Annotated in this window: 21 protein-coding genes; 5 read left to right on the top strand and 16 right to left on the bottom strand. The window is 73.1% G+C overall.

The features are described 5' to 3' along the window. Nucleotides 1-5: 5 nt before the first annotated feature. The 8 genes from ABZ493_RS05970 to ABZ493_RS05935 form a co-directional block, all read right to left on the bottom strand. Entirely contained in the window at nucleotides 6-1,349 is a 1,344-nt protein-coding gene (locus tag ABZ493_RS05970) for a thymidine phosphorylase (protein ID WP_430581259.1), read from the bottom strand. Next, on the bottom strand, nucleotides 1,346-1,774 hold the full coding sequence (locus ABZ493_RS05965; RefSeq protein ID WP_430581258.1) for a cytidine deaminase: 429 nt from the start codon (nucleotides 1,772-1,774) through the stop codon (nucleotides 1,346-1,348). The genes ABZ493_RS05970 and ABZ493_RS05965 overlap by 4 nt, the downstream gene beginning before the upstream one ends. A 2-nt stretch (nucleotides 1,775-1,776) precedes the next feature. Further along, nucleotides 1,777-3,075: an ABC transporter permease gene (locus tag ABZ493_RS05960; RefSeq protein WP_430581257.1), complete on the bottom strand. Its 1,299-nt coding sequence runs from the start codon at nucleotides 3,073-3,075 to the stop codon at nucleotides 1,777-1,779. Further along, nucleotides 3,072-4,298 carry an ABC transporter permease gene (locus ABZ493_RS05955; protein ID WP_430581336.1) on the bottom strand — a complete coding sequence of 409 codons (1,227 nt, stop codon included), beginning with the start codon at nucleotides 4,296-4,298 and terminating at the stop codon, nucleotides 3,072-3,074. The genes ABZ493_RS05960 and ABZ493_RS05955 overlap by 4 nt, the downstream gene beginning before the upstream one ends. A gap of 200 nt (nucleotides 4,299-4,498) precedes the next feature. Next, entirely contained in the window at nucleotides 4,499-6,019 is a 1,521-nt protein-coding gene (locus tag ABZ493_RS05950) for an ABC transporter ATP-binding protein (protein WP_430581256.1), read from the bottom strand. 195 nt (nucleotides 6,020-6,214) lie between these two features. Next, a complete protein-coding gene (locus ABZ493_RS05945) occupies nucleotides 6,215-7,288 on the bottom strand; it encodes a BMP family ABC transporter substrate-binding protein (RefSeq protein WP_430581255.1) in 1,074 nt (357 codons plus the stop codon). Between the two features lie 171 nt (nucleotides 7,289-7,459). Further along, on the bottom strand, nucleotides 7,460-8,653 hold the full coding sequence (locus ABZ493_RS05940) for an amidohydrolase (RefSeq protein WP_430581254.1): 1,194 nt from the start codon (nucleotides 8,651-8,653) through the stop codon (nucleotides 7,460-7,462). Next, nucleotides 8,650-9,783 (bottom strand): mannose-1-phosphate guanylyltransferase, encoded by a 1,134-nt coding sequence (locus ABZ493_RS05935; RefSeq protein ID WP_430581253.1) that lies wholly within the window; start codon nucleotides 9,781-9,783, stop codon nucleotides 8,650-8,652. The genes ABZ493_RS05940 and ABZ493_RS05935 overlap by 4 nt, the downstream gene beginning before the upstream one ends. 179 nt (nucleotides 9,784-9,962) lie before the next feature. On the opposite strand from ABZ493_RS05935, the gene sdhC reads away from it, so the two are divergent. The 4 genes from sdhC to ABZ493_RS05915 are packed head-to-tail and all read left to right on the top strand — an operon-like array spanning nucleotide 9,963 to nucleotide 13,428. Then, nucleotides 9,963-10,346, top strand: a complete 384-nt coding sequence (gene sdhC / locus ABZ493_RS05930; protein ID WP_429762505.1) for a succinate dehydrogenase, cytochrome b556 subunit — start codon at nucleotides 9,963-9,965, stop codon at nucleotides 10,344-10,346. Beyond that, the gene (locus tag ABZ493_RS05925; RefSeq protein ID WP_430581252.1) at nucleotides 10,346-10,810 is read left to right on the top strand and encodes a succinate dehydrogenase hydrophobic membrane anchor subunit; all 465 of its coding nucleotides are present in this window, start codon (nucleotides 10,346-10,348) and stop codon (nucleotides 10,808-10,810) included. The genes sdhC and ABZ493_RS05925 overlap by 1 nt, the downstream gene beginning before the upstream one ends. A gap of 15 nt (nucleotides 10,811-10,825) precedes the next feature. Next, nucleotides 10,826-12,661 (top strand): succinate dehydrogenase flavoprotein subunit, encoded by a 1,836-nt coding sequence (sdhA, locus tag ABZ493_RS05920; protein WP_430581251.1) that lies wholly within the window; start codon nucleotides 10,826-10,828, stop codon nucleotides 12,659-12,661. Then, entirely contained in the window at nucleotides 12,661-13,428 is a 768-nt protein-coding gene (locus ABZ493_RS05915; protein WP_429762508.1) for a succinate dehydrogenase iron-sulfur subunit, read from the top strand. Before sdhA ends, ABZ493_RS05915 begins: the two co-directional genes overlap by 1 nt. Here the strand turns inward: ABZ493_RS05915 and ABZ493_RS05910 are convergent. The 7 genes from ABZ493_RS05910 to sigE form a co-directional block, all read right to left on the bottom strand. Beyond that, complete coding sequence (locus tag ABZ493_RS05910; RefSeq protein ID WP_430581250.1) at nucleotides 13,412-14,500, bottom strand: YihY/virulence factor BrkB family protein; 1,089 nt, start codon at nucleotides 14,498-14,500, stop codon at nucleotides 13,412-13,414. The two genes, ABZ493_RS05915 and ABZ493_RS05910, sit on opposite strands and share 17 nt — an antisense overlap. 9 nt (nucleotides 14,501-14,509) lie before the next feature. Further along, complete coding sequence (locus ABZ493_RS05905) at nucleotides 14,510-15,064, bottom strand: 2'-5' RNA ligase family protein (protein WP_430581249.1); 555 nt, start codon at nucleotides 15,062-15,064, stop codon at nucleotides 14,510-14,512. Beyond that, complete coding sequence (trpS, locus tag ABZ493_RS05900; protein ID WP_430581248.1) at nucleotides 15,061-16,128, bottom strand: tryptophan--tRNA ligase; 1,068 nt, start codon at nucleotides 16,126-16,128, stop codon at nucleotides 15,061-15,063. The genes ABZ493_RS05905 and trpS overlap by 4 nt, the downstream gene beginning before the upstream one ends. A gap of 88 nt (nucleotides 16,129-16,216) precedes the next feature. Beyond that, nucleotides 16,217-16,597 carry a Sec-independent protein translocase TatB gene (locus ABZ493_RS05895; RefSeq protein WP_430581247.1) on the bottom strand — a complete coding sequence of 127 codons (381 nt, stop codon included), beginning with the start codon at nucleotides 16,595-16,597 and terminating at the stop codon, nucleotides 16,217-16,219. 9 nt (nucleotides 16,598-16,606) lie between these two features. Then, entirely contained in the window at nucleotides 16,607-17,989 is a 1,383-nt protein-coding gene (locus ABZ493_RS05890) for a trypsin-like peptidase domain-containing protein (RefSeq protein ID WP_430581246.1), read from the bottom strand. Then, on the bottom strand, nucleotides 17,986-19,011 hold the full coding sequence (locus tag ABZ493_RS05885) for a zf-HC2 domain-containing protein (protein WP_430581245.1): 1,026 nt from the start codon (nucleotides 19,009-19,011) through the stop codon (nucleotides 17,986-17,988). The genes ABZ493_RS05890 and ABZ493_RS05885 overlap by 4 nt, the downstream gene beginning before the upstream one ends. Continuing rightward, nucleotides 19,008-19,652: an RNA polymerase sigma factor SigE gene (sigE, locus tag ABZ493_RS05880; RefSeq protein ID WP_430581335.1), complete on the bottom strand. Its 645-nt coding sequence runs from the start codon at nucleotides 19,650-19,652 to the stop codon at nucleotides 19,008-19,010. Before sigE ends, ABZ493_RS05885 begins: the two co-directional genes overlap by 4 nt. Before the next feature lie 173 nt (nucleotides 19,653-19,825). On the opposite strand from sigE, the gene ABZ493_RS05875 reads away from it, so the two are divergent. Next, nucleotides 19,826-20,413, top strand: a complete 588-nt coding sequence (locus ABZ493_RS05875) for an O-methyltransferase (RefSeq protein ID WP_430581244.1) — start codon at nucleotides 19,826-19,828, stop codon at nucleotides 20,411-20,413. Between the two features lie 86 nt (nucleotides 20,414-20,499). Here ABZ493_RS05875 and ABZ493_RS05870 read toward each other — a convergent pair whose 3' ends face one another. Then, complete coding sequence (locus ABZ493_RS05870) at nucleotides 20,500-20,667, bottom strand: DUF3117 domain-containing protein (protein WP_079573043.1); 168 nt, start codon at nucleotides 20,665-20,667, stop codon at nucleotides 20,500-20,502. Nucleotides 20,668-20,726 lie beyond the last annotated feature (59 nt).

The following is a 20,726-nucleotide window of genomic DNA, read 5'->3' as shown; positions in this document are numbered from 1 at the left end:
CCCGGTCAGCCGATCCGGTCCAGCAGGAGCGGTCGGGCCGCGTCGCCGCTCACCGCGTCGTCGACCGCCCACCGCCCCTCGAGCGCCGCCCGGGCGCGGTCGAACCGTTCCGGGGTGTCGGTGTGCAGGGTGAGCAGCGGCTGGCCGGCGACGACCTCGTCCCCCGGCTTCGCGTGCAGCTCGACACCCGCCCCGGCCTGCACCGGGTCCTCACGGCGGGAGCGCCCCGCGCCGAGCCGCCAGGCCGCGATGCCCACGGCGTACGCGTCGAGCCGGGTGAGCACCCCGGACCGGTCCGCGAGCACGTCCTGCCGCTCCCGCGCGAGGGGCAGCTCCGCGTCGGGGTCGCCGCCCTGCGCGGCGATCATCCGGCGCCAGACCTCCTTGGCGCGGCCGTCGGCCAGCGCCGCACGCACGTCGGCCTCGGGCACGGGCCGCCCCGCGCCCGCGAGCATCTCGACGGCCAGCGCCACGGTGAGGTCGACGACGTCGGCCGGGCCGCCGCCGTCGAGCACCTCGACCGACTCGCGCACCTCGAGCGCGTTGCCCGCGGTGCGGCCGAGCGGCACGGCCATGTCGGTGAGCAGCGCGACCGTGCGCACCCCCGCGTCGGTGCCGAGGTCGACCATGGTGCGGGCGAGCTCCCGCGCGGAGTCCAGGTCCTTCATGAAGGCGCCGGAGCCCACCTTGACGTCCAGCACCAGGGCGCCGGTGCCCTCCGCGATCTTCTTGCTCATGATCGAGCTCGCGATGAGCGGCACCGACTCGACCGTGCCGGTCACGTCCCGCAGCGCGTAGAGCTTCTTGTCGGCGGGGGCCAGCCCCGCCCCGGCGGCGCACACGACCGCGCCCACGTCCTCGAGCTGCGTCATGAGCTCGGCGTTGCTCAGCGCGGCGCGCCAGCCCGGGATCGCCTCGAGCTTGTCGAGCGTGCCGCCCGTGTGCCCGAGGCCGCGCCCGGACAGCTGCGGCACAGCCACCCCGAACGACGCGACGAGCGGCGCGAGCGGCAGGGTGATCTTGTCCCCCACGCCGCCGGTCGAGTGCTTGTCCGCGGTGGGGCGCGACAGCCCGGAGAAGTCCATCCGCTCGCCGGACGCGATCATCGCGCCCGTCCAGCGCGCGACCTCCGGGCGGGTCATCCCCCGCAGCAGGATCGCCATCGCGAGGGCCGACATCTGCTCCTCGGCGACGGCCCCGCGCGTGTAGGCGTCCACCACCCAGTCGATCTGCGCCGCCTCGAGCGGGTGCCCGTCCCGCTTGGTCCGGATGACGTCGACGGCGTCGAACGGCTCGTTGCCCGAATCGTTGCCGGACTCGTTGCCCGACGTGCTGCCCGGCACGGTCATGCCTCGCTCCCCTCGTGGTAGCGGTCCAGGTCCGGTGCGCCGAACGCGTCGGGCAGCACCTCGGTCATGGGGACGACGCCCCGCACGGACTCCACCAGCAGGCCGGGGCCGCCGTGCTCCCACAGCAGCTGGCGGCAGCGCCCGCACGGCATGAGCGTCCGCCCCGCGCCGTCCACGCACGTGAACGCGACGAGTCGGCCGCCGCCACCCGTGACCAGGGCGGACACGAGCGAGCACTCCGCGCAGAGCGTCACCCCGTAGGCGGCGTTCTCCACGTTGCAGCCCACCACCACGCGGCCGTCGTCCACGAGCGCGGCGGCGCCCACCGGGAAGCCGGAGTACGGCGCGTACGCCCGGTCGACGACGTCGCGTGCCGCGGCGCGCAGCGCGTCCCAGTCGACGGTGAGGCCCTCCGTGCTCGGCATGGCTACTCCTTGGTGTAGGGCGTCCCCGACGCGGCCGGCGCCCTGGACTTGCCGACCAGCCCGGCCACCGCCAGCAGCGTCACCACGTACGGGAGCATGAGCATGAACTGGCTCGGCACCGGCGAGCCCACCACCGACAGCACGTTCTGCAGGTTGGTCGCGAAGCCGAACAGCAGTCCCGCCAGGGCCGCGCGGAGCGGGTCCCACTTGCCGAAGATCACCGCGGCGAGGGCGATGAAGCCCGCGCCGGCCGTCATCTCGCGCCCGAACTGGTTGATGGACACGACCGTGTAGAAGGCGCCGCCGAACCCGACCACCGCGCCGCCGATCAGCACGGCACGGTAGCGCGTGCGCAGCACGTCGATGCCCACCGTGTCGGCCGCCTTGGGGTGCTCGCCCACGGCGCGCACCCGCAGGCCCCACTTGGTGCGGAACAGGGCGTACGACACGGCCGGCACCGCGAGGTACATGAGGTACACCACGATGGTCTGGTTGAACAGCACCGGCCCGATCACGGGGATGCTCTCGAGCCCGGGGATCGGCAGCCGGGGGAAGCGCACGGTCGAGTTGAGCCTCTCCGCGTTCGGGACCAGCACCTCCGAGTAGAAGAAGCTCGTCAGGCCGATCACCAGCACGTTGAGCACCACGCCGACGATCACCTGGTTCACCCGGTAGGTGATGGTGAAGAGCGCGAGCACCAGCGCCACCAGCGCGCTCGCCAGGATGGCGGCGACCAGACCGGCCCACGGGCTCTTGGTGAGGGACGCGACGATCGCCGCCACGAACGCGCCGGCCAGCAGCTGCCCCTCGATGGCGATGTTGACCACGCCCGCCCGCTCGCCGATGACGCCGCCGAGGGCGCCGAAGATGAGCGGCACCGAGAGGCCGATGGCGCCGCCGAGGAGGCCCACCACCGAGATGTCGCGGGGGCTGCCCGCGCCCGCCCAGGCGAGGAAGCCGACGAGCAGCGCGGCGGCGAAGACGGCCACGGCCCACAGGGGGACGCGGCGACCGGACCGGGTACGGACCACGGCGAAGGCCACGAGGACCAGCGCCACGGCCGCGCACGTCCACGCCGTCGCCATCGCGGGGACGACGAGGGTGGAGAGCACGACGAAGTCCGTGCTGGTCGACAGCGCGAACCGGGCGGAGCCCTCGTGCGGCGCCAGGAGCAGCAGCAGCACGAACAGGGCCAGGACCACGCCGAGGCCGATGACGGCCTTCCACGTCACCGGGGCGACGACGCGCGGCGGGGCGGAGGGGGCCGCGGCCCCCGACTGGTCGACGGTCGTGGCGGTCATGCCTGTCCCTCCCCGGCGCCCTGCGCGCCCGCCGCACGACGACGGTCGCGCCGGCCTTCTCGTCGATCTCGCCGGCGCGGCGCGCGCTCCGGCTGCGGCAGGCGGAAGACCGCCCGCACGAGCGGCGGCGCCGCGATGAACAGCACGATCAGCGACTGCACGACCAGCACGATCTCGATCGGGATGCCCTCGGCCGCCTGCATCGCCGAGCCGCCGGCCTTGAAGCCGCCGAACAGGATGCCGGCGCCGAGCACGCCCCACGGCGAGGACCCGCCGAGCAGCGCCACCGTGATGGCGTCGAAGCCGATGCCGGCGTCGATGTCGGTGCTGAAGCCGGAGGTCACGGTGCCCAGCACCTGCTGCGCCCCCGCGAGGCCCACCAGACCGCCCGCCACGAGCATGACGAGCACCGTGGTGCGGGACACGTCGATGCCGGCCACCCGGGCGGCCTTGGGGTTCTCACCGACGGCCCGGAAGGCGAAACCGGTGCTCGAGCGGTTGAGCAGCCACCACACCCCGACGACCGCGAGGAGCGCGAGCACGAAGCCCCAGTCGAGGTTGTACTCGCTGCCGAGCAGCGACGGCAGCACGGCCGAGTCCTGCATCGGCGGCGTCTTCGGGTACGCGGAGCCGGGCGCCTGCATGAGCCCCGGCGTCGAGAGCAGGTACGACAGGAGGTAGAACGCCACGTAGTTGAGCATGATCGTGACGATCACCTCGTGCGCCCCGGTGCGGGCCTTGAGCAGGCCCGCGATGCCGGCCCACAGGGCGCCGGCGGCGACGCCCGCGACCAGGCACACCAGCAGGTGCAGCGGGAACGGGAGCCCCGTGACGCCGAAGCCGATCCACCCGGCCGCGGTGGCCGCCATGAGCATCTGCCCCTGACCACCGATGTTGAACAGTCCCGCGCGGAACGCCAGGGCGACGCCCAGTCCCGCCGCGATGAGCGGCGTCGCGTTGGCGAGCGTCTGCGTCAGCGGCTTGATCCCCTGCGCGAACGAGTCCGCGCCGAAGTTGTACACCGAGCCCTGGAACAGGGCGGAGTACGCCCCGCCCACGGCCTGCCCGACCGCGGCGAGCGTGTCCGCGGGCCGCGCGAAGAAGTACGGCGCCGCCGCCTGGACCTTCTCGTCCGTGACGACGATGAGGATCGACCCGGCCAGCACGGCCAGCACGATCGCGCCCAGGGCGACCGCCCAGCCGCCCGACGTCGCGCGCCGCACGGCGTCGCGCCAGCGCTGGCCGGACTCCTCGACGACGGCCTCCTGCTCGCGCGCCGCCTCCTGCTCCAACTCCTCCGCCAGCCCGGGCTCCGCCGCCGCGTCGACCTGCTCGAGCGCCTCGCCCAGCCGCGAGCCGGAGTCGACGTCGGGCGCCGGGTCCTGTGCCGGGTCCTGCGCCCGGTCCTGGGGCGTCTCGCCGCTCACGCCGCGTCTCCTTCATGCTCGGGGGCGACGCCGGCCATCATGAGGCCGAGGACGTCGCGCGGGGTGTCCGCCGGGACGATGCCGACGACGCGGCCGCGGTACATCACCATGATCCGGTCGGCCAGGGCCACGGCCTCGTCGAGCTCCGTCGACACGACGACCACCGGGATCCCGGAGTCGCGGGTCTCGACGATCCGCTTGTGGATGAACTCGATCGACCCGACGTCGACGCCGCGGGTGGGCTGGGCCGCCACCAGCAGGCGCAGCTCGCGGGACAGCTCGCGCGCGAGGACGACCTTCTGCTGGTTGCCGCCGGACAGCCGGCCCACCCGGGTCTCGATGCCCTGCGTGCGGACGTCGTACTCCGCGACCTTCTCGCGTGCGAACTCGTCGCGGGTGGCGAGCTGGAGGGCGCCGCGCCGCACGAACGGCGGGCCGTCCGTCCGGTCGAGCACGAGGTTCTCGGCGATCGTGAACTCGCCGACCAGGCCGTCCTCGTTGCGGTCCTCGGGCACGAACCCGACCCCCGCCTGCAGGATCTTGCGCACCGACCGGCCCACCAGCTCCTTGCCGTCGAGCCGCACGCTGCCGGTCACCGTCTCCTGCAGGCCCACGAGCGCCTCGGTCAGCTCGGTCTGGCCGTTGCCCTGGACCCCGGCCACGACGAGCACCTCGCCGCCGCGCACGGTGAAGCTCACGTCGTCGACGAGCACCTGCCCCGTGGGGCCGGTGACGCGCAGACCCGTGACGGAGAGCTCGTTGTCGGTGACCCGGGCCGCGTCCTTGCCGACGGTGAGCTCGACGGCGCGGCCCACCATGAGCGACGCCAGCTCGGCGTCGGTCGCCGTCGGGCTGGCCTCACCGACGACCTTGCCGTGCCGCACCACGGTGATCCGGTCGGCGACGGCGCGGACCTCGCGCAGCTTGTGCGTGATGAAGACGATCGCGGCGCCCTCGTCGCGCAGCTGCCGCATGATGCCCATGAGCTCGTCGGTCTCCTGGGGGGTCAGCACGGCCGTGGGCTCGTCGAAGACCAGCACGTCGGCGTCGCGCGAGAGCGCCTTGATGATCTCGACCCGCTGCTGCACGCCCACGGGCAGGTCCTCGACCAGGGCGTCCGGGTCCACCTGGAACCCGAACCGGTCGGCGATCTCGGTGACCTTGGTCCGAGCGCTGTCCAGGTCCAGCACGCCCGCGGGGCCGGTGGTCTCATGGCCGAGCATGACGTTCTCGGCGACCGTGAACACCGGCACGAGCATGAAGTGCTGGTGCACCATGCCGATACCGGCGGCCATCGCGTCGCCCGGGCCCTCGAACGCCTGGACCTCGTCGTCCAGCAGGATCTCGCCCTCCTCGGCCCGGTACAGGCCGTAGAGCACGTTCATCAGGGTGGACTTGCCGGCGCCGTTCTCGCCCAGCAAGCAGTGGATCTCGCCCGGCTCCACCACCAGGTCGATGTGGTCGTTCGCCACGAGGGCGCCGAAGCGTTTCGTGATGCCGCGCAGCTCGAGCCGCATGCTCTGCCTTCCGTCCGTCGCGCGTCGTCGGGTCTTCTCGGGGGCCGCCGCGGCCAGCCTCTCACCGGGGCGGCCTCGTCGCCGCCCGCGGGAGGTGCCGACCCAGGTCACCCCGCAGAGTGCAGACGGTGGCGCGGCCCTGGGGCCGCGCCACCGTCAGTGGGTCCGGGACGGGTGACCGTCAGCGGACCAGGGTCACATCTGGTCGTCGATGTTCGTGTCGACCTCGACCTCGCCGGAGATGATCTGCTCCTGGAGCGCGGTGACCTCGTCCATGAGGGCGGGGTCGACCTTGTCCTCGAAGTTGTGCAGCGGCGCGATGCCCACGCCCTCGTTCTCGAGGGTGCCGACGTAGTCCGAAGCGTCGAACTCGCCCTTGGCCGCCGCGGTGACCGCCTCGTAGGTGGACAGGTCCATCTTCTTGAGGATCGACGTCAGCACGTAGTCCTGCGTGGACGGGTCCGACTCGAACATGTCGGCGTCGACACCGATGAGGGCGACGTCCTTGCCCGAGTCCTGGATCGCGGCGATCGCGGACTGGTAGATCGGACCGCCCACGGGCAGGATCACGTCGACGCCCTGGTCGAGGATGTTCTGCGCGGTGGTCTTCGCCGTCTCGTCGGCCGCGAACTTGCCCGTGAAGGCGCCCTTGTTGCCCCCCGAGTACCCGATGACCTGGACGTCCTCGCCCTTGACCTCGTTGTAGTACTCGACGCCCTGCTTGAAGCCGTCCATGAAGATGGTCACGGTCGCGATCGCCTGGCCACCGAACGTCCCGACCTTGCCGGCCTCGGAGTAGCCCGCAGACAGGTAGCCGGCGAGGAAGGCCGCCTGCGCGGTGTCGTACAGCAGCGGCTTGATGTTCTCGGCCGTCGCCGAGTTGTCGACGAGGATGAACTCCGTGTCCGGGTTGGCCGTGGCGGCCTCCTCGGTCGCGGCCGACAGGTTGAAGCCCACCGAGACGATCGGCGAGCAGCTCTGCCCGACCAGCGACTCCATGTTGGGCTGGTAGTCCGTCTCGGTCTGCGACTGGACGGAGGTGAGCTCGACGCCGAACTCGTCGGCGGCCTTGGTCGCCCCCTCGAAGCTCAGCTGGTTGAAGCTCTTGTCGTCGAACCCGCCCTGGTCCGAGACGATGCACGGCTTGAAGCCCTCCACCGCGGTGGCGGCGCTGCTGTCGCTGCCGGATTCCTCGGGGGCCTCCGCACAGGCCGCCAGCGCAAGCGCCGCGACGCCGGCGAGGGCAGTGAGCTTGATCGCTCTCTTCACCTGTCGCTCCTGTCGATCGTTCGTCGGGCCAGGATCGTCCGGCCCGTCACCGACGTGCAGCCTAGCCATCGCCGCCCCCGCCGAGAACCGCAGGCGACGAACCCGCAGGAGTCGTTACCGAAGCGGTATCGACGCCCGAGCGCGGCAACACGCCGGACACTTTCCGGCGTCTCACGGCTGGAGCGCGAAACGTCCCAGCAACCGGGCACCGACGGCGATCGACCGCTCGTCCACGACGAGGTCGCCCTGGTGGATGTCGTAGCGCCGCTCGCCGGGGGTCCCGGTGCCGAGCCGGGCCATCGCCCCGGGCACCTTGGTGAGGTACCACGCGAAGTCCTCGCCCCCGAGCGACTGCTCGGTGAGCACCACGCCCTCGGGCCCGAGCACCGCCGTCCCCGCCGCCTCGAGCGCGCCGGTCACGGCCGCGTCGTTGTCGACCGGCGGGACGCCGCGCGCGTGCCGCACCGTCACGTCCACCTCGTACGGGGCCACGACCTGCTCCACGGCGTCGTGCAGCACCTGCCCGGCCCGCTCCCACGCCCGCACGTCGAGGCAGCGCAGCGTGCCGCCCACCGTGCCCGTGGCGGGGATCGCGTTGTGCACGTTGCCGGCGTGCACGGCGCCCCAGGTGAGGTTCACGCCGGAGCGCGGGTCCAGCCGGCGGCCCAGCACGGCCGGCACCTGCGTGATCACCTGGCCCAGCGCGTACACGACGTCGCCCGTGAGGTGCGGGCGGGAGGTGTGCCCGCCCGAGGAGGACAGGGTGACCGTGACGCTGTCGGAGGCCGACGTGATCGGCCCGATGCGGGTGCCGATCTGCCCGACGTCCAGCTTGGGCTCGCAGTGCACCGCGGCGATGCGGTCCACGCCGTCGAGCGCGCCCTGCGCGACCACGTCGTGCGCGCCGCCGGGCATGATCTCCTCGGCCGGCTGGAAGACCAGGCGCACCCCGCGCTCGAGCAGTCCCTCGTCGTGCAGCGCGGCGAGGGCCAGGCCCGCGCCGAGCACGACGGTGGTGTGCACGTCGTGGCCGCAGGCGTGCGCCACACCCGGCACCACGGAGCGGAAGGGCAGGCCGCACGAGTCGTCGAGGGGCAGCGCGTCGATGTCCGCGCGCAGCGCCACCCGGCCGAGCCCGTCGGGCGACCGGTCCGGGCCGACGTCGCAGACGAGGCCCGTGCCCTCGAGCAGCCTGGGCGCGAGGCCGGCGGCGCGCAGGCGGTCGGCCACGAGCGCGGTGGTGCGGACCTCCTGCCGACCCAGCTCGGGATGGGCGTGCACGTCGCGCCGGATCGCCACGAGCTCGTCCTCGAGTGCGGCGACGATCTCGTCCAGCCGAGCCCCGGCGGCGTCGCGCGCGCTCACAGGACGTCCTCTCGGCCGTGGGCGCGCATCGCGTCGACCATGTCCTTGACCTGCTGCGCGCGGGCGCGGGTGGTCACCAGGAGCGCGTCGGGGGTGTCCACCACGACGACGTCGTCGATGCCGAGCAGGGCGATCACCCGGTTCCCGCCGGGAACGACGACGGAGCCGGCGGACTGCACCCGCACGACGTCGGCCACGTCGCCCAGCACCTTGGAGCCGCCCTCGTCGTCCGACGGCAGGAGCGCGGCGAGCGAGTTGAAGTCGCCGACGTCGTCCCACCCGAACGTGCCGGGCACGACGGCGACGCCGCCCTCCGCCGCGACGGGCTCCGCGACGGCGTGGTCGATCGCGATCTTCTCGAGGCCGGGCCAGACCCGGGCGACGACGTCCGCGCGGTCCGGCGTGTCCCAGGCAGCCGCGATCTCCCGCAGCCCGTCGTGCAGGGCGGGGCGGTGCGTCGCCAGGTGACCCAGCAGGACCGACGAGCGGGCGACGAAGATGCCGGCGTTCCAGCGGTACTCGCCGGACGCGACGTACTCCCGCGCCGTCGCGGCGTCGGGCTTCTCCGTGAAACCCCGCGCGTGCAAGGCGCTCGGCGCGCCCTCGACGCCGAGCGGGTCGCCGCTGCGCACGTAGCCGAAGGCCACCGACGGGCGCGAGGCGGCGATGCCGATCGTCGCCACGTAGCCGGCGCGCGCGGCCTCGACCGCCTCACGCACCGCGGCGTCGAACGACGCGGCGCCGGACACCACCTGGTCGGCGGCGAACGATCCCACGACGACGTCCCCGTGCCGGTGCTCGAGCACCGCCGCGGCCAGCCCGATGGCGGCCATGGAGTCGCGCGGGGACGGCTCCGCGAGCACGGCGTCGTCGGCCAGCTCGGGCAGCTGCTCGCGCGCCGCCGCGACGTGCGGCTCGCCGGTGACGAGCACGACCCCGCCCCCGGCCAGCGGCCGCAGCCGGTCGACCGTGCCCTGCAGCAGGGTGCGGCCCGCACCCGTGAGGTCGTGCAGGAACTTCGGCGCGCCCGCGCGGGACAGCGGCCACAGGCGGGTGCCGGCGCCCCCGGCGGGGACCACGGCGTAGAACCCGGGGACCGACGGACGGGAGGGGGGCGCCGCAGTGCTCATCCCCGCAGCATAAGCGTGCTGACGCCCGGCCCGTCGGCGACGTCAACCCTGTGGAATAGGTCACGAAACACCCCGAGGCGTCCCGGTTTGCCGGACCTCGTGTGCCGTGAGACGACCGGATGTCACTACAGTGACCGTGAACGGAATCCCCACAGAATCCGCCAACGGAGGCTCCCCCCGTGCCTACAGCACCTGCTGGCACGCTCTACCGCGGCCGTGAAGGCATGTGGTCCTGGGTCGCGCATCGCGTGACCGGCGTGCTCATCTTCTTCTTCCTCCTCGTGCACATCCTGGACACGGCTCTCGTCCGGGTGTCGCCCGAGGCCTACAACGCCGTCATCGGGACGTACCAGACGCCGATCATGGGACTCGGGGAGGCCGGCCTCGTCGCCGCGATCGTCTTCCACGCGTTCAACGGCATCCGCGTGATCCTCGTCGACTTCTGGGCCAAGGGCCCGAAGTACCAGAGGACGATGCTCTGGGTGGTCGTCGGCCTGTTCGTCGTGACCATGGCCGGCTTCCTGCCGCGGCACCTGATGAACGTCTTCGGAGGTGGGCACTGATGGCTCAGACCCAGACCCCGTCCGCCATCGCGGCCCCGCGGTCCCCCTACGCCCGCCGCAAGACGACCCGCGGCAACTACGAGCTGTACAGCTGGGTCTTCATGCGGGCGTCCGGCGTCGTGCTGGTCGTGCTGATCTTCGGCCACCTCTTCGTCAACCTCATGGTGGGCGAGGGCGTGCACGCGATCGACTTCGCCTTCGTCGGCGGCAAGTGGGCCAGCCCGTTCTGGCAGGTCTGGGACCTGCTGATGCTGTGGCTCGCGATGATCCACGGGACCAACGGCGTGCGGACGATCATCAACGACTACGCCCAGCGCGACACCACGCGCATGGTGCTCAAGGGCCTGCTCTACCTCGCGTTCACCGTCGTGGTGGTGCTGGGCACCCTCGTGATCTTCACGTTCAACCCCTGCCCGCCGGATGCCCCGGCCGAACTCCTCGCCTCCTTCTGCTCCGCGAACTAAGGACTGGCTCCCCCGATGCAGACACACCAGTACGACGTCGTCATCGTCGGCGCAGGCGGCGCCGGCATGCGCGCGGCGCTCGAGGCCTCCGGCGAGGCCCGCACCGCGGTCATCTCGAAGCTCTACCCCACCCGCTCCCACACCGGTGCCGCCCAGGGCGGCATGGCGGCGGCCCTCGCGAACGTCGAGGAGGACAACTGGGAGTGGCACACGTTCGACACCGTCAAGGGCGGTGACTACCTGGTCGACCAGGACGCGGCGGAGATCCTCGCGAAGGAGGCCATCGACTCGGTCCTCGACCTGGAGAAGATGGGCCTGCCGTTCAACCGCACGCCCGAGGGCCGGATCGACCAGCGCCGGTTCGGCGGCCACACCCGCGAGCACGGTCAGGCCGCGGTGCGCCGCGCCTGCTACGCCGCGGACCGCACCGGCCACATGATCCTGCAGACCCTGTACCAGAACTGCGTGAAGCAGAACGTCGAGTTCTACAACGAGTTCTACGTGCTGGACCTGCTGACGGACCACGACCTCACCACCGAGCAGATCGAGGACGGGGCCGAGGTCAACGCGACCGGCGTCGTCGCCTACGACCTGGCCAGCGGCGAGATCCACGTCTTCCAGGCGAAGGCGATCATCTTCGCCACCGGCGGCGCGGGCAAGATCTTCAAGACCACGTCGAACGCGCACACCCTCACGGGCGACGGCATGGCGCTGGCGTACCGCCGCGGCCTGCCGCTGGAGGACATGGAGTTCTTCCAGTTCCACCCGACGGGCCTCGCGGGCCTCGGCATCCTCCTGTCGGAGGCGGCGCGCGGCGAGGGCGGCATCCTGCGCAACTCCGACGGCGAGCGCTTCATGGAGCGCTACGCCCCCACCATCAAGGACCTCGCGCCGCGCGACATCGTCGCCCGGTCGATGGCCAACGAGGTGCGCGAGGGTCGCGGCGCCGGCCCGAACAAGGACTACGTGCTGCTCGACCTGACGCACCTGGAGCCCGCGCACATCGACGCGAAGCTGCCGGACATCACCGAGTTCGCCCGCACCTACCTCGGCATCGAGCCGTACACCGAGCCGGTGCCCGTCTACCCGACGGCGCACTACGCGATGGGCGGCGTGCCGACCAACATCCTGGGCGAGGTGCTGCGCGACAGCCACAACGTCGTCAAGGGCCTCTACGCGGCCGGCGAGGTCGCGTGCGTGTCGGTGCACGGCTCCAACCGCCTCGGCACCAACTCGCTGCTCGACATCAACGTCTTCGGCAAGCGCGCCGGCCGCTCCGCCGCCGCGTACGCGAAGACGGCGGGCCCGCACCGGGAGCTCCCGGAGAACCCGACCGCCCGCGTCGAGGCGCAGCTCGCCGAGATGCGCGACCGCCCGGACGGCGAGCGCGTCGCGGACGTCCGCAAGGCCCTCCAGGAGACCATGGACGCGAACGCCCAGGTGTTCCGCACCGGCGACTCCCTCAACGAGGCGCTGGCGGAGATCCGGGAGCTGCAGAAGCGGTACCGGAACGTCTCCGTCCAGGACAAGGGCAAGCTGTTCAACACGGACCTGCTCGAGGCTATCGAGCTCGGCTTCCTGCTGGACATCGCCGAGGTGACCGTCGTCGCCGCCCTCAACCGCAAGGAGTCGCGCGGCGGGCACTACCGGGAGGACTTCCCGGACCGCGACGACGCGAACTACATGCTGCACACGATGGCGTACCGCCGCCCGACGTCGGCCCCCGACGCCGGCGACGGCCACGTCCCGGGCTACTTCGACCACGTCGAGGACTTCGGGGACTACAAGGTCGTCCTGGGGTCCAAGCCCGTCATCCAGACCCGGTACGAGCCCATGGAGCGGAAGTACTGATGACTGCTGTACTCGAGAACCCCGCCACCGAGCCGAAGGCCGGTGCCGTCCCCAGCTTCGAGGTCACGCTCCGCATCCGGCGGTACAACCCCGAGTCGGAGCACGGCGAGGAGTCGACCTGGGACGACTTCACGGTCCAGGTGCACGGCACCGACCGCGTCCTCGACGCGCTGCACATGATCAAGTGGGAGCAGGACGGGTCGCTGACCTTCCGCCGCTCCTGCGCGCACGGGGTCTGCGGCTCCGACGCCATGCGGATCAACGGCCGCAACCGGCTCGCCTGCAAGACGCTCCTCAAGGACGTCAACCCGGACAAGCCGATCACGGTCGAGCCCATCAAGGGCCTTCCCGTGGTCAAGGACCTCGTCGTGGACATGGAGCCGTTCTTCGCCTCCTACCGCGAGATCATGCCGTTCCTCATCACGTCGGGGAACGAGCCGACGCGCGAGCGTCTGCAGTCCGCCGAGGACCGCGAGCGCTTCGACGACACCACCAAGTGCATCCTGTGCGCCGCGTGCACGTCGTCGTGCCCCGTGTTCTGGACCGACGGGCAGTACTTCGGCCCGGCCGCGATCGTCAACGCGCACCGGTTCATCTTCGACAGCCGCGACGAGGGCGCCACGCAGCGCCTGGAGATCCTCAACGACAAGGAGGGCGTGTGGCGCTGCCGCACGACCTTCAACTGCACCGAGGCCTGCCCGCGTGGCATCGAGGTCACCAAGGCGATCCAGGAGGTCAAGCGCGCGATGATCACGCGCGCGTTCTGACCCCCCGGCCGCCGCGGCCGACCCGGCGCACGCTGGACATCCGCATGGCGTAGGAGCCCCGTCGTACCCCGCGGACGACGGGGCTCCACGGCTTTCCAGACCCCTGGCCGCGGCGCACCACGCGCTCGATCTCCGCGGCGTCGCGCATCGCGGCGACCTCCGCCTCCGCGTGGGCGATCTCGTCCAGCCGGGGCGGGTCGTAGACCCACGCGCACATCAGCAGCAGCACCCGGGCGACGAAGTTCACCAGCACCAGCACCGTCACGAGGCCCGCGAACGCCGCGAGCAGGGCGTTCCGCTCCGCGCCGGCGGCCACGACCGACGTGCCCAGCCAGCGCAGCACGCCGGCCACGACGCCGGCGCCGAGGCAGCCCAGCACGAAGTCCCGCCTCCGGCGCGGACGCACGCGGGCGACGACCCGGACGATGAGGTAGACGAGCAGCGCGTCGAGCAGCACGCCCACCACGGCGGTGCCGAGCGCGGTCAGCTGAGCGAGCAGGTAGGAGCTGCCGAACCACGCCTGCATCTGCCGGCTGAACGTCTGCGCGAGGATGCTCGCCCCCGCGGAGGCCACGATCATCGCCCCGAGGATGACGAACCCGAGCAGCTCCCAGATCTTCGACAGCACGGGGCTGACGCCCACCACCGGCTGGTCGAACATCGATCGCACCGAGATGCGCAGGGCGCGCATGAAGCCGATCGCGGTCCAGAGGAAGACGACCGAGGCGATCACGCTCGTCCAGGTCAGCGCGGAGTCGAGCACGAGCTCGCTCGGGACGAGGACGCCGGCCGGGCTGTCGGCGGTCTTGATGAGGCCCGGGAGCCAGTCGTTGATCTGCTCGAAGACCTCGTCCTGCAGCTCCTGCCGCCCCGCCAGCACCCGCGAGAACACGGTGAACCCGATGGTCAGCGCCGCGAAGAGCGAGAAGATCGCCGTGTAGGCGATGCCGCCGCACAGGAGCGCCCCGCGGCGGTCGACGTACCAGTACCACGAGCGCACGGGGCGCAGGCTCTTGAACCACTCGTAGACGGTCAGGGAACGCTCCCTGGCGCGCTCGAGTCGGTCGTTCACACCGCGACCCTAGGGAGCGGGGTGCTCCCCCGCGAGCCGGAACGACCGTTGCGGGCGCCACACCCCGTCGTCGCCGTGCTCGTACTGCCACAGCCGGTCCACCTCGAACACGCCGTCGAAGTCCGCCATCTCGACGAAGGCGCGGTCCAGATCGGCCTCGGAGACCTCGTGCGCGACGGTGACGTGCGGGTGGTAGTTGAACCGCAGCTCCTGGGCCAGCACGCCCGAGCGGGCGGCGGTCTCGAGCTGCTCGCACTCCGCGATGCCCTCGGCGAGGGACACGAACACCACGGGCGAGATCGGGCGGAACGTGCCGGCCCCGCGCAGGTGCACCCGGAACGGGGCTGTCTCCGACGCGACCTTCTCCAGGTGCTCGACCACCGCGTCCAGCACGGACTCGTCGACCACGGTGGGGCCGATCACGGTGATGTGCGGCGGGATGGCGTGGGCCAGCGGGTCGCCGAGCGACGCACGGGCCTCCTGGAGCCGGGAGCCGAACGGCTCGGGCACCGCGATGGCGACGCCGATCCGCACCTGGGCCGGGCCGCGGTCGGGGAGGTTCACCGGGCGCCCCGGGGCAGCAGACCGAACCTGTCGTAGACCCGGTCGAGCACCGGGCGCGCGATGTCGCGCGCGCGCTCGGCGCCGTCGGCGAGCACCTTGTCGAGCTGCGCCGGGTCGGACAGGTAGGTCTGCGCCCGCGCCTGGAACGGCTCGAGGAACGCGACGACGGCGTCGGCCAGGTCCACCTTGAGGTAGCCGTAGCCGCGTCCGTCGTACTCGGCCGCGATCTCGTCGACCCCGCGCCCGGTCACCGCGGAGAAGATCGTGAGCAGGTTGGAGATGCCCGGCTTGGAGGCCGGGTCGTAGCGCACGCCGCAGCTCTCGTCCGCGTCCGTGACGGCCGACTTGATCGCCTTGACGGCCTTCTTCGGGTCCTCGAGCAGCCAGACGACGCCCTTGCCGCCCGCGTTGGACTTGCTCATCTTCGCCGTCGGCTCCTGGAGGTCCTGGATCTTCGCCACGGCCTTGACGATGTGCGCCTCGGGGACGACGGCGGTGCCCTCGCCGAAGCGGGCGTTCAGCCGCTCCGCCAGGTCGCGGGTGAGCTCCAGGTGCTGGCGCTGGTCCTCGCCGACCGGCACGAGCGCCGTGTCGTACAGCAGGATGTCCGCGGCCATGAGCACCGGGTAGGTGAACAGGCCCACCGTGGTGCCCTCGGAGCCCTGCTTGGCGGACTTGTCCTTGAACTGGGTCATGCGGCCGGCCTCGCCGAAGCCGGTCTGACAGCTGAGCAGCCACGCGAGCTCCGCGTGCTCGGCCACGTGCGACTGCACGAAGAGGATGGACCGCTCGGGGTCGATGCCGCCGGCCAGGTACTGGGCGGCGGTGCGGCGGGTGCGCTCGCGCAGGGCCGCCGGGTCCGGGTTCACCGTCAGGGCGTGCAGGTCGACGACGCAGTACAGCGCCTCGTGGCCGTCCTGGAGCGCCACCCACTGGGCCAGGGCGCCCAGGTAGTTCCCGAGGTGCAGCGACCCGTCGGTCGGCTGCATGCCGGAGAAGATGCGGGGCAGTCCCGGCGCGGACGCTCCGCGCTGGAGGGACGGTGAGGTGGCGACGTCGGACATGGCGTCCATTGTGGCAGGTCGCCCGGACCGCTCGGAAACCCGTCCGCGGCCGGCCCGCCGGGCCGTCACGGCGCGCCGTCGCGACGGCTCAGGTGGCCTCGTCGTCGTACGGGGCCGGCACCGCGGCACGACGTTCGTCGGACGTGGCGGTGGCCGCCGCGCTACCCGCCGCCGCGCCACCCGCGGCCGCGCGGGCTGCAGGGGCGGGAGCGTCGTCGTCGTCCATCAGCGCCTCGCGCACGATGCGGCGCGGGTCGTACTGGCGCGGGTCGAGCTTGGACCAGTCGACGTCCTTGAACTCCGGCCCCAGCTCGGTGTCCACGCGCGACTTGGTGTCCTGCAGGAGGCGCTTGCCGCGCTTCACGAGCGACGCCAGCTGGGCGGCGTAACCGGGCAGGCGCTCGGGCCCGATCAGCAGGACGGCGAGCACCACGATGATGAGGAGCTCACCGCCGTTGATGTCGATCACGCGGACAGCCTATTCGCTCTGGTGCTCCTGCAGCACCACCCGGACGTCACGCTCCTCGCCGTCGGTGCGCACGCGCAGCGTCACCGCGTCGCCGGGCTGGCGGGCACGGATCGCCACGATCAGCGCGTCGCTCACCGTCACCGGCCTGCCGTCGATCGCCAGGATGACGTCGCCGGGACGGATGCCCGCCCGGTCGGCGGGGCCGTCCGGGGTCACGGCCGGCTGCCCCTGCTGCGGCGCGGCGGAGACCTGCACCCCCTCACCCGCGTACGTGGTGTCGAGCAGGGCCCCGATGACCGGGTACGTCGCGTGCCCGGACTCGATGAGCTGCTCCGCGGTGTGCCGCGCCTGGGACGCGGGGATCGCGAAACCGAGCCCGATGCTGCCGGTGGCCGACATGGCGCCCGGCGGCTGCGCGATCGCCGAGTTGATGCCGACCACCTCGCCGCCCGAGTCGATCAGCGGGCCGCCGGAGTTCCCGGGGTTGATCGCGGCGTCCGTCTGGATCGCGTCGATGAAGGCCGTCGCCGCCCCTCCCCCGGTCTCGTCCCCCGCCTGCACCGGCCGGTGCAGCGCGCTGACGATCCCGGTCGTCACCGTGGAGTCCAGGCCCAGCGGGGCGCCGACGGCGAGCACCGGGTCGCCGACCACGACGGCGTCGGAGTCGCCCAGGACCAACGGCTCCAGGCCGTCGGCGTCCACCTTCACCACGGCCAGGTCGTAGTCCGCCGTGCGGCCCACCACCTCGGCGTCCCGCTCGCGGCCGTCGGCGAAGACGACCACGGCCGAGCCGCCCGCGGCCGCCGCGGGGGCCACCACGTGGTTGTTCGTGAGGATGTAGCCGTCCTCGCGCAGCACGAAACCCGACCCGCTGGACGCGCCCTGCGCGCCCTGCACCTGGATCGAGACGACGCTCGGCAGGACGTCGGCGGCGAGCGCCGCGACCGAGCCGTCCGGGCGGTCGGTCCCGGCGGACGCCCCGGCCGCCGTGCCCCCGCCCGAGTCCGCGCCCGACGCCGGCAGCGCCGCGTCGGTGGGGCGGCCGCCCGCCAGCGCGTCCGAGACGCGGTCGCCCGCGAAGCCGCCCACCGTGCCCGCCACCAGCGCCAGCACCACGACCGCCGCCGCGCCCGGGCGCCGGCGTCGCGCGGGTCTCGCCGTCGTGCCCGTCGCCGTCACGGTCGGTGCCGTCACGGTCGGTGCCGTCACGGTCGGTCCCGGCACCTCCGGGTCGGACGGCGCGGGGGCGCCCTCGGCGGGCGGCGTCGGCTCGGACCCGGTCGCCGGGAACAGCGACGCCGCCGGCGGCGGCAGGTACGGGTCGGGCTCCGGCGCGCGGGCCGGCGGCTCGGGCGGTGCGAACAGGTCGTCGGGGCGGGACGGTTCGGTCATCGGCGCCAGAGGGCTCCTGTCATCTCTCCGGTCATCGCATCGGTCATCGCATCGGTCATCACGTCGCTCACCGTGGTCCAGCCGCGCGAGATGTCGTGCAGCACCCCGGCGTCGTCATCCTCGGCAGAGCCGGGGAAGGCCGCCACGAGCTCGGCGACCGTCTCCTCGTCCGCGTCGGTGGCCACGTCGACGACGGTGTCCCCCGACTGCCAGGCCACGTGCCACGGGTCGGAGGAGAGCACGCGCACGTCGTGGCCCTGGTCGGCGAACGCGCTCGGCGACCCATCCGGCCCGGCGACGGTGGCGCCCAGGTCCGCGAGGCGGCCCTGCCGCAGGCAGGCGACGGCCGACCCGTCCGGCCCGGCGAGGTCCAGCTCCACGGCGCCGCGGGACCCGTGCGTGCCGGCGCAGCCGTCGGTGCGCAACGCGGTCACGGCGTACCCGTCGGGCAGCGCGGCGGGCGCCGACCAGCCGTGGTCGGCCAGCCAGGCGAGCGCGTCGGCGGTGGCCGCACGACCGGCGGCCGCGTCGTGGCCGCCCGGCTCGGCGTCCGCCAGCAGGGTGAGGGCCGCGACCCGCGACGGGTCGGGGCTCACGACGGGCGCCTGCCCCAGCACGAACAGCGCGACGCCGAGCACGCCGACGCCGCCCGCCCCCACGACGACCAGCCGCCTGGTCCGGTGCCGCCTCCGCGAGCCCAGGTCGCCCGACAGGGTCGGTTCCCAGGCCCGGGGCCGCTCCCAGTCCGCGGACCGGCCGCGGTCGCGCAGCGGGTCGCCGGTCGTCGACGGGATGGACGCCGAGAGCGCCAGCAGCCGGTTCGTGAGCTCCGGGTCGGGCGCCACGTCGCAGGCCGCGGCCAGGGCGCGGTGCGCGTCGCGCGCCGCGTCGAGCTCGGCCGCGCACCGGGCGCAGGCCGCGACGTGCGCGAGCGCGCGCTCGGTCGCCGCGGCGTCGAGCTGGCCGTCGGCCAGGTCGCTCACCCACACCCCGAGGTGCCCGGAGCCGGCGTACCCCGTCACGACGCCCCACCGCCGCTCGCGCCGTGCGCCGTCACCTCCGCGCGCCGGTGCTCCAGCGCGTCACGGAGCTGGGCACGGGCGCGGTGGATACGGGAGCGGACCGTACCGAGCTTGATCCCCAGGGTGACGGCGATCTCCTCATAGCTGAGGCCCTCGATGTCGCACAGCACGACGGCGGCACGGTACTCGGGGCGCAGCGCGTCGAGGGCGGCCTGCACGTCGTGGTCCAGGTTGGCGTGCTCGAAGCCGCGCTCGGGGCGCCCGTGGTCCTCGGGGGCCGCCACGCGGGCGGCGTCGTCACCCATCGCCTCCATCCGGATGCGCTTCTTGCGTCGCACCTGGTCGAGGAACAGGTTGGTCGTGATGCGGTGCAGCCAGCCCTCGAACGTGCCCGGCGTGTAGCTCGACAGGGAGCGGAACACGCGCAGGAACGTCTCCTGGGTGAGGTCCTCGGCGTCCTGCCGGTTGCCGCTCAGCCGGTAGGCGAGCCGGTAGACGCGCGCCGAGTGCTCGCGCACGATCTCGTCCCACGTCGGGGGCGTCCACGGCGTCTCGCGCGCGGCGTCCTCGGGCGCGCCGAAGACCGCCTCGGCGGGGGCCTCGGGTGCGTCCGGCACGGGTGCGGGGTCGGTCGTCATCATCACCATCGTCCCACGGCAACGTCCGGGCACGCCGTCGCGTTCCCGCGTACGATCACCGCAGCATCACCCGCGCCGGCCGCCCGCCGGCGACCCCGCCGTGGAGGACCGCCATCACCACCGACGTCGACGCCCGCAGCGGACGCACCGCAGCCTGGGCCTACAGCGAATCCTTCGTGCCGGAGGACGAGGTGCTGCTGCGCGCCCGCGAGCGTGCCGCCGAGCTCGGCTGCGGGGCCGCCTCCCCCGGCACCGGGGCGCTGCTGCGGGTCGTGGCCGCGGCCCTGGACGCGCGGGCCGTCGTCGAGATCGGCACGGGAACCGGCGTCGCCGCCCTCTGGCTGCTGCGCGGCATGCCCGCTGACGGGGTGCTCACGACCATCGACGCCGAGCTCGAGCACCAGCGCGCCGCGAAGCGGGCCTTCGCCGAGGCGGGGATCGCGCCCGCCCGCACCCGCACCATCCCGGGCCGCCCGACCGACGTCCTGCCCCGGCTCACCGACGGCGCGTACGACCTCGTGCTCGTCGGAGCCGACCCGCACTCCTACCCCGAGCACGTCGAGGCCGGGCTGCGGCTGCTGCGGCCCGGCGGGGTGCTCGCCGTCGACGGCGCGCTGCACGGCGGGCGCGTGCCCGACCCCGCGCGGCGCGACGAGGTCACCACCGTGGTGCGCGACGTCGGCCGGTCGCTGCGTACCGACGAGCGGGTGCTGTCCGCGCTGGCGCCGTCCGGGGACGGGCTGCTCCTCGCCGTGCGCCGCTGAGACTCCGTTGAGACTGAGCCGCTGAGACACCGCGAGCGCCGGACGACGTGGTCGTCCGGCGCTCGCCGTGCTGCTCGGGTCCGTCGTCAGGAGACGACGGCCTGGAGTGCCTCGCCCAGCTCGGTCGCCTCGGTGGCGTTGAGCTCCACGACCAGACGGCCGCCACCCTCGAGCGGGACCCGCATGACGATGCCGCGTCCTTCCTTGGTGACCTCCAGCGGCCCGTCGCCCGTCCGCGGCTTCATCGCAGCCATCTGTGGCTCTCCATTCCGTTGTCCGGTTCCTCGGCCTGACCCCTGCCCGCGGCCCACCG

Source organism: Isoptericola sp. NPDC019482 (assembly GCF_040632295.1).
Classification (GTDB): domain Bacteria; phylum Actinomycetota; class Actinomycetes; order Actinomycetales; family Cellulomonadaceae; genus Isoptericola.
The sequence above is the reverse complement of the archived record's forward strand: the minus strand, read 5'-3'. Positions and strand labels throughout refer to the sequence as shown.